The organism is Pseudophaeobacter leonis (assembly GCF_002087335.1).
GTDB classification, from domain to species: domain Bacteria; phylum Pseudomonadota; class Alphaproteobacteria; order Rhodobacterales; family Rhodobacteraceae; genus Pseudophaeobacter; species Pseudophaeobacter leonis.
On the sequence record NZ_MWVJ01000131.1, the window covers coordinates 1 to 8,530 of the forward strand.

The 8,530-nt window shown below is 54.7% G+C and carries 9 protein-coding genes and 1 pseudogene; all 10 read left to right on the top strand.

The window, feature by feature from the left end; translation table 11 throughout:
- The coding region (locus tag B4968_RS25015) for a hypothetical protein (RefSeq protein ID WP_241525933.1) at positions 1–1,283 on the top strand (1,283 nt) is incomplete at its 5' end.
- 75 nt (positions 1,284–1,358) lie between these two features.
- Positions 1,359–1,544 carry a site-specific integrase gene (locus B4968_RS22640; RefSeq protein ID WP_083101430.1) on the top strand — a complete coding sequence of 62 codons (186 nt, stop codon included), beginning with the start codon at positions 1,359–1,361 and terminating at the stop codon, positions 1,542–1,544.
- Between the two features lie 232 nt (positions 1,545–1,776).
- The gene (locus B4968_RS22645; protein ID WP_161492658.1) at positions 1,777–2,322 is read left to right on the top strand and encodes a DUF4365 domain-containing protein; all 546 of its coding nucleotides are present in this window, start codon (positions 1,777–1,779) and stop codon (positions 2,320–2,322) included.
- Complete coding sequence (locus B4968_RS22650; protein ID WP_083101432.1) at positions 2,322–3,452, top strand: hypothetical protein; 1,131 nt, start codon at positions 2,322–2,324, stop codon at positions 3,450–3,452. The genes B4968_RS22645 and B4968_RS22650 overlap by 1 nt, the downstream gene beginning before the upstream one ends.
- Before the next feature lie 535 nt (positions 3,453–3,987).
- Entirely contained in the window at positions 3,988–4,917 is a 930-nt protein-coding gene (locus tag B4968_RS22655) for a hypothetical protein (protein ID WP_139793000.1), read from the top strand.
- A 1,231-nt stretch (positions 4,918–6,148) separates the two neighbouring features.
- Complete coding sequence (locus B4968_RS22665; RefSeq protein ID WP_083101435.1) at positions 6,149–6,454, top strand: hypothetical protein; 306 nt, start codon at positions 6,149–6,151, stop codon at positions 6,452–6,454.
- The gene (locus tag B4968_RS25475) at positions 6,454–7,110 is read left to right on the top strand and encodes a terminase large subunit domain-containing protein (RefSeq protein ID WP_083101436.1); all 657 of its coding nucleotides are present in this window, start codon (positions 6,454–6,456) and stop codon (positions 7,108–7,110) included. Before B4968_RS22665 ends, B4968_RS25475 begins: the two co-directional genes overlap by 1 nt.
- Positions 7,040–7,693 carry a terminase TerL endonuclease subunit gene (locus B4968_RS22675; protein ID WP_161492659.1) on the top strand — a complete coding sequence of 218 codons (654 nt, stop codon included), beginning with the start codon at positions 7,040–7,042 and terminating at the stop codon, positions 7,691–7,693. The genes B4968_RS25475 and B4968_RS22675 overlap by 71 nt, the downstream gene beginning before the upstream one ends.
- Entirely contained in the window at positions 7,674–8,216 is a 543-nt protein-coding gene (locus B4968_RS22680) for a terminase TerL endonuclease subunit (RefSeq protein ID WP_083101438.1), read from the top strand. Before B4968_RS22675 ends, B4968_RS22680 begins: the two co-directional genes overlap by 20 nt.
- Positions 8,213–8,530, top strand: a pseudogene (locus B4968_RS22685) (phage portal protein); the annotation flags it as partial. The gene B4968_RS22680 and the pseudogene B4968_RS22685, both read left to right, overlap by 4 nt.

Sequence of the window (8,530 nt, forward strand, 5' to 3'; positions counted from 1 at the left end):
GCAGAGCAATGGATGCCAAAGAACAGGCCGCAGGTGAGCGCCGGGTGAAAGAGCAGCTGATCGAGCCGCTGAAGCGGTTGGGGCTTGCCAAACCAAGCAGTCTAACGGTGGCGCAATTTGACGCCATGGTCGCGGATCTTAGCGGCAAGCTGGCCTATATGTCGGCGCTGAACCTGCAGGCGCTGACAGAGCAGGTTGCGAATATGCCAGGCGGCAAGGAGCGGGATCGCTTCCCGATCGCGGCCAAGATCCTTGGCTGGGCCGCCGAGATCCAACCGCCGGCCGATGATGCCTCGCCGTTGTTTCGCGCGGTCTTTGCCCATGCGCTGGGGCAGCGTGCTCTGGCCGAGGGCTGGACGCCGGAATTGCTCGGAGAGTTGCGCCGGTCCCGCGTCTGGCCGCGCGACTATGATCTGCGCCTGGTTCAGGAGCGCGCCGCCGAGGCCCGCCGTCGGATTGCTCGATTGGATGAGCAGCTGCGCCGGGGGGACGTGCTGAGCAGTCAGGACCGGGCCTTTCGCCAGCGCCGTGACCAGCCCGAGGCCAAATGCCGACGCATTGCGGCCCCTGGCAGCGGCGATCTCGGCATGAAGGATTTTGTTGTGATCGTCGCGCCAGATGGCGCGGCTCGCCTGGAGGCGGAAGCCGCGCGTGTTGCGGTGGCAAAAGCCCGCGGGGCTGTGCCGGAGGAATGTGGCGACGCTATCCCCAATGCGCCTGCACGGGGAGCGTTTCGGGTGTTCCAGCCGACCAGGCTCTATCCGGATGGGGGCGATGGCTATGTGGCCAAACCAGCTGGCTATCGCGGGCGATCCGCTATCCAGAGAGCGGATGTCTTTGACCGCATGGTGGCCAGTGCAGCCCGCAGCAAAAAGCCGATGCCGCTGACACCTGGGCAGGTGGCGATGGGGCGCCACTATCGAGATCTGGTCGAGCGCCACGCCTGCGCCGGGCTCAAATGTTCCTCGATCGAGGCAATCCGTTCTGGCGGTGGTGGGCGTGGCGGCGACTTCATGGATGCGGTGCTGCGGGACCGCGGAGAGATCCAGCGCTTGCACTGCCGGATTGGGACAGGATCCGCCATGGTGGTGCGCCGGATCCGCCCGTCCAAGCGCGGATCGCGGATTTCGATTCCGGATCGGCGGTTGGGTGGTCTGGGGTGCCTGCCGGATCTCGGGTTGAGCGATATCCTGAAGGTGCATGGCTGGTCCGTCTACGGGGGAACAACGCGAGCCGTCGTAAAGGCTTTGGGGCAGGCGTTGGAACGGATGAGTGGCGGTTAAGCGCAGATACAAGCTGCTTCGCTGCTGGCAATACGCCACGGCACGTGCCATCATCTTCCGTGACAGGGAGGGCCAATGATGATCACTGAGATCGCAACGTTCAAGATTCCGGAGGAAATGGGACGAGAGCGCGTCGTTGCACTTTTCGAGGAGAGCGCCGAGATCTTGCGAGCACACCAGAAGCTGCACCGTAAAAACTACCTCTACGACCCGGAGGCTGGCATCGCGGGCGGCGTTTATACTTGGGCCAGCATTGCCTAAGCTACGGTACAGCCGACAGGAAGCTTCTCTATGGTTGCGCAGCAGTTCCCTACAAGGACGGAAAGCATTCATTGGCAGCAAATGCTTTGAGAAACGATTGGTAGGTCTTCGACCGACATGCGACAAAACTGCCAATAACAAAGCAACGGTGGTTAAACAGCATTGATCTGGGAAGGGATTTGTAGGAAGTATTGCTGAAAATGACGAGTTGTCGATCAGTGGAGATAGGGGAGTGAATCCTTTAACTGACCTAAATATCGAGTCCGAGCTTAGCTACGCATACATTCATGCGGTGGCTTCACACTCAGGAGCCTCTTGCGACATCGGAACCAGGCATGAAGATAATGCGGGCGTTGATGCCAAGTTGACTGCTTGGGGGCCTTTTCCAGGAGGTGGATACAGGACTGAAGTCGACGTCAAAGTTCAACTTAAAGCTACCATAAAACCTCCTATCCATAAACACGGGTATTTATCATATAGTCTTAAGGGAATTCCGCAATATGATGATCTTAGGTCCGAAGCCGTTTCCATTCCTCGCATTCTTGTGGTATTGTTTTTGCCAAAAGAAAAATCGAGCTGGCTCTCGCATACCAAAGATGCTTTATCCCTCTGTAAATGCGCATATTGGGTAAGCCTTAGGGGGGCGGCTGCTTCTACGAACGCAACAAGTCAAACGGTCTACATTCCCGACAAGCAAAAACTCGATGTTTCCAACCTTAATAACATTTTTGCCGATATTTCAAAGAACTCGGTTCCAGTCTATGATGGTGGTCCGTAGTGAAATTAATTGATAAAATTTCGGCGACAGATTTGAGGGATTTCCTCAAAGGAAACGGATGGGAAGTAAATAAAGCGGCCCTCAATGATGATTTATTCGTCTTCAGCCACCTAACTCACCCTAGGCGACAACTTGTTTTCCCGATTCAAAAAACAGCTGTAGATTTTTCTGAAAGTGTTGAAGGCACAATCTCAAAGTACTCCGAATTGTCGGGGGAGAGTTCCGATTCCGTTGTTCAGCGAGTTCTCGGAGTACGCAAAGACGGCCTACGTCTCCGAATTCACTCGCGCCTTGACGACGTGACCCTACCTTTAGGATTCGCTTCAGATTTGGTAAATGGTGTCGAAAAGCTTATTAAATCGACGGCATGCACAGTTCTAAATCCTCGGGTTCTGCATCCTAGATTGAGTCATCGCGAGGCTACGCAGATGCTTGGCCACACTCAGTTTGGACAAACTGAAGTCGGAAGTTTTGTGGTGAACGTTGCATGCCCAATCAACGCATTGGATGCTCAAGGTAATTTGGAGCTCACTGAAAGTGATGCACCTTTTGTGCGTCAGGTATTTGAGACTATGAACAAGGGCGTGCGAAAACTAGTCAAGTCCGTGGAAGCGGATACACTGGATGCCCTCGTGGACGAACTAAAAGAAGCAACGCATCCAATTGTTTCTTCCAACATGTGCGATGCTTTGGCATCAATGTACGATGGAACCCTGCAAAACTCTTTGGATTTGCGATTTCTTTGGTCGTCATTGAGACCTGTTCGAGGAGCAGAGCAAAACCAAATCGTGCGAATCCAAGATGACTATTTTTCAAGAATTGAGGAAGTCCGGAAGGAGCTTCGTTCTGAAGAAATAGAGCAGCTCGAGACATTTTTTGGTACCGTTGAACGCCTTGATGGAGATATGGGCGAGGACGGGAAGCGATCAGGGGCGGTTCTGTTGGTGCTGTTGTTATCGGATGAAGACGAGTCGGTTAGAGCTTCTGTTTCACTAAATGCGGGCCAATATGCTGATGCTATAAAGGCTCACGAAACGAATGGAGCATACATTCGCATTACCGGTAGGCTACACTCGGGACGTCAACCGAGAACGCTTCGTGACATCACCAAATTTGAATTGGTGCAATAACCTATAGTAGGTCGACGATGTGTCTTGGCAGCCTCTGTCTGCAGAGCCGACCGCCAAGCAGCAGAAATGCTGCACAGTCGGTCCAAAGGAAGCTTTAGGAATACTGCGGCACGGCGTTTGGGCATCCGACCAACGTCATCCAGTGGCCGCAAAGGAAAACATCTTCAGCTACATCCTTGTCTCAATCCGCGACCGCAAGCCACCACTGAAGCCTGCATGACAGGCAGCAGAACAAGCACCCGACAAAAGCGACTCAATAGCAGGCACGTGTAGACGGCCAAATAAGCCATTCTTGGTCAAAATGGGCGGCTTTCCGTATTCGCGGTCTCAGAACTGAGGATTCTGGCGAGGTCGGAATCAGCATACTTGATAATGATAGAAGAATCATTCAACATCAACTCTGATAAAGGTCACTTAGGAAAGTTCAGGTAGGTTAAGTGTAGAGTAAGTTTCATCGGTCGAAAGTGCGAGGGTGATTTTGTTTTTCAGGACTCCCCGGGGTCAAATGAATTCACGTTTAAAGGTTTGTGGCGGGATGAATAAAAAATTTGAAGAATTTCTTTTTTGGCTCGGACCAATTATGGCGGGATTCAATGTTGCAAGTCATGTGCTTGCATTTTTTGGAATAGGTGCCCTTTCCAGTTGGTTGATCGAGAAGTGGTTTCCATTTACACGATGGCTCTGGGCTGAAATTTTCTTTTCACTTGACTTCCCTGACATTGGAGAAGTGGAGAAGGATGCGCTTACAACCTTGATGTTCTTTGCTCCATTGGGGTTCTGGGCTTTATTGAAGTCTGAAGAGGACGAACAAAATGCTGAATATAAGATGGCAGGTCTGTTCTCAGGTATTTTTTTCCTCATCGTTGTTAGTAAAGATTTCTTCATCAAGTTGCATAGTAATGCATATAGTATAGTCAGTGAATTACCATTAGTTGTGGCCCTATTTCTTGTAATTGCAGGCCTGTTTATTTCGTATTTGGGAGCCATGCTGACGAGGTTTAAGTGGCAACCACCTGCAAATCTAAAAATTGACTGGCCCCCAGCTGATGATAGAAGAACCACGAGGCCAAACGACCATCCTGACCAAGACGATCAACCCAAGAGTATGTCTGATTTCCGTTCAATTGATCTCATCTCTCCCTTTGAAGCATGGGAGCTGCTGCCGAAGCCCATTCTACGAGGATATCTTTTTCAAAACTCCTGGAAGATACTTACCTACTTTTTAGGCACTGGCGCCTTTGTCATTTTCCTTTTGGCAGCTTTACTATTCATTCAGTCAATTGGCGTAGTTTCAAGTTATTGCTTCTTCTTGATAGCGCTATTTTGCTACTCATCTATTACCTTTTCTCCTTACCGGCTCTTTGCTACAGTTGGAATCGTCATTACGTTTGTCCTGAGCGGTTTGATGTACGATGTCGTTATTGCCGTTGCCGATTTTGTTTCGTCTGCTCAAGTTGGAAAATGACACACTATCACTTACTAGGTGGCCAACATTTCCCTTGCTCACACAAATTCGCGCTGTCATTCTTAATTTGTGGCGTTTTAAAGGGGGGCGTGCTGTATCTAGGTTCACTTGTACAACGAAAGTTTTGTCCGCTCAGATGCACTCTAGCCAACAATAATGTTTCAACAGATTCTGACCGATGTCGAGGTCGGAAGTGGGCCGTTCAGGCCCATTGCACCAATCCGAAGCATCGACTTTGCAAACGTCACTAGCTGCGCATTGCTGACCTTGATGCAGACTGCAGTATGCTCAACGAGAGGATGGGCTCTTTGAACGACCTTTTTCGCCCGGCCTTGGCTCGATCCATTCAGGTGCAGCGAATTCACACTTCCCGCTCTTTCCTGCACAATCGCCCCACCAGATAGAAGGTCAGCTCCAGGCTGACAGTGGTCCGCTGATAGCTCGGATCAGTATGGTGCGGGTGCCTGCTGTAGAGCTTCGATTGCAAATCTCCACTTGACGCTTAACTCACCTACATGCGATCAGCTATATATCATCACGAAATGCGCCCACGGGAAACCGGCGGGCGTTTTTGCGTTGTATCACCTGACATTGGCAAAGGGGCGCGGGATGCCCAAGAAACCCTGCGCGCATCCAGGCTGTTTTTCGACTGATTGTGGTCGGGACGGGGTATTGCGATGCGCATGCTCAATCGGAAAAGCAGGACCGGGACCGACCCTCAGAGGCCAAGCGGCGCACCAACCGACCGAGCCGCAAATGGTATGCGAGCAAGGCCTGGCGCGGCAAAGGCGGTCGGCGCCTGCAGCAGCTGGTTGCAGAGGCGCTGTGTCGGCTTTGTCCGGATCATTCAAAGCAACTGGCCATGGTCGCGGATCATGTGGTGCCGCACCGGGATGACCATGGGTTGTTCTGGTTTGGCGCGCTGCAGTCGCTTTGCAAGAGCTGTCATGACGGCAAGAAACAGCGGGCCGAACGGCGCGCAACACCGGGAGGGGGGCTTTCAAAGTCTGGCCCTCCTGACCGGAAACCGTCGGGTATAATGCGATTTTTCCGCGCGCAAATTTAAGGGGGGGGGGATGTACCACACTGGTACGAACATTCAGAACCTGGTTGATCTGCTTGGGGGCTGGCCACCAAGCATTTTGACGAGGTCGAGCGGTCGCATGGCGAAAGCCTGCTGCGCTATCTGAAGCGTGACGGGCTGATTGATGAGCCGGTCTTTGGCCAGGTTGTGCGCTACGCTGTACACCGCGCGGCTTTCGATCGGCTGTCGGTGCTGATCGTGGATGAAGGGTTTGAGGCGACGGAGGGCAACTACATGTCCGGCCTGTCGCAGCAGCGTGCCGCTCATATCAACCAATTGAAGGCACTTGAAAAAGAGCTTTTAGGCACGCCCTACGTGCGCGCCAAGCAAGGCCAGTCCAGTCAGACCTCTTTCATGGGCTTGTTGCAGGAGCCATCGCCAGAGGGCGGCGGTCAGGATGGCAAGGTGGTGACGCCATTCCGCCCCATGACCCGTAAGGGGTCGCGGTCCTGATGTTGGATGCGTCATTCTCAACGTCTGTGACCCAGCGGGGTCTGGACTGGGCAGAGGATGTGCTGGCGGGCAAGGTGCCGTCCTGCCGCCGGATCCAGCAGGCCTGCAAGCGGTTCAAGGCCGATCTTGAGCGGGCGGGGACGGATGCCTTTCCCTATGTGTTTGATGGTGCGGCCTCGGAACACATGTGCGCCTTTCTGGAAGCGCTGCCGCATATTGAGGGCGCATGGGCGGCGCGCGGGGAATGCCTGACTCTGCTGCCCTGGCAAGCGTTCATGATCAGCCAGATTGGCGGCTGGCGCCATATGGTGACGGGGTTGCGCCGGTTCCGTACGGCCTATGTTGAGGTGCCGCGCAAGAACGGCAAATCCACCCTGCTGTCCGGAGTGGGGCTGTACTTTCTGGTGCCGGATGGCGAGCCGGGGGCAAAGGTCTACTCGGCTGCGGCGTCGACCCATCAGGCGCGCATTGTCTTTGATGCGGCGCGCGTGATGGCGATCACTGGCGAGGCCGAGGGGCAGGGGCTGGATGAGCTGCTGGGCCTGACGGTGGAAGAACACAAGATCAAGACGCAGGATCCCGGCGGTGTTCCAGCCGATCGCCAGCCAGACCAAATCCAAGGATGGCAAAAACCCGCATTGCGCCATTTTCGATGAGCTGCACGAACATGATAAACGCGATGTTTGGGTTTCAATGGCCTCGGCGCTGGGGGCGCGGGAGCAGCCACTGCTGATTGCGATCACCACGGCGGGCTATAACACTAGCGGCATTTGCTTTGAGCAGCGCAAATATCTGCAGAGCCTGCTGGATGGCGATCGCAAGAATGAGCGCTACTTTGGCCTGATCTTTGAAGCCGATGAGGGCGATGAGCCCAGTGATCCGGCAACCTGGGCCAAGGCAAACCCCAGCCTGCATGCGGCGAAGTCGCTGGAATACATGCAGGACGAATGGGAAAAGGCAGCAGCCAGCCCGGCGGCAATGGGAGAGTTCCTGCGCAAGCATCTGGATATTTGGACCAGCGTAGGTGCTGCTGCCATCGATATGGATGCCTGGCGCGCCAGTCAGGATCCCGGCATGCAGCTGGCGCAGTATGCCGGGTGCAAAGCCTATATCGGCGTTGATCTCGCCACCCGCCGAGATCCGGCCAGCGTTGTGGTTGCTGGTGCCGGATGGCAAGTTGTTCCGCCTGTTCAGCTGGCATTTTCTGCCGGAAAAGGTGGTGGACGCGCCGGGCAATGAGCACCTTTGGGGCTGGAAGAAACAGGGGTTGATCTTCACCACGCCGGGGGCGGAACTGGATCTGAACATTGTCGAGGCGCTGGTGCTGCAGCTTTCTGGGCTTGGCGATGGCAGCTGGGGCTGGTCGGATGTGCCGGCGCTCGATGTGGAGATGGTGGTTTATGATGCGGTTTTTGCCGCCCAGATGGCGGCAAATTGGGAGAAAGCCGGGATCACCGCAGTTGAGCTGCGCTCGCGGGCCTCGAACCTGAATGAGCCGTTTAACAAGCTGATCGCCAGCGTCGAGGATCACCGCGTGGTCAATGACGGCAATGAGGTTCTGACCTGGATGGCGGGCAACACCCTGCTGAAACAGGTGCAGGGCGGCGACTACATCTACCCGACCAAACAGGTGCCGGAGGATTCCATTGACGGAATGATCGCCACCATGAATGCCATCTGGCCGCTGTGCCAGGTGCCCGAAGACACCAGCGACGCCGACCGTCGCAATAGCTTTTTTGCAGCACTTGGAGCCACGACATGACCCTTATAGACAAGGCGCTGTCTGCCATTGGGCTGCAGTTCAAATCTGACAGCACCTCAGAGGGCAATGTCCAATGGGCCGATGGCCGCAGGTCCGGCGGCAGTGCCGCCAATGCCGGTGAGGTGGTCAGCGCGCAATCGAGCCTTGGCCTGTCTGCGGTCTGGGGCTGTGCCAATCTGATCAGCGGCACGCTTTCCTCGCTGCCATTTGAGGCAATCCGGCGCACAGATACAGGCATTGCCGAGGGGGCCAGCGCGCATCCGTTGCATCAGGTGATCTATGAAAGCCCAAACTATGACCAGACGGCGCTGGAT

What these genes read in the sequence shown, in the direction of transcription:
- B4968_RS22640 (WP_083101430.1), top strand. Translation starts at nt 1,359, where the DNA reads ATGATGATCACTGAGATCGCAACGTTCAAGATTCCGGAGGAAATGGGA.
- B4968_RS22655 (WP_139793000.1), top strand. Translation starts at nt 3,988, where the DNA reads ATGAATAAAAAATTTGAAGAATTTCTTTTTTGGCTCGGACCAATTATG.
- B4968_RS25475 (WP_083101436.1), top strand. Translation starts at nt 6,454, where the DNA reads ATGTTGGATGCGTCATTCTCAACGTCTGTGACCCAGCGGGGTCTGGAC.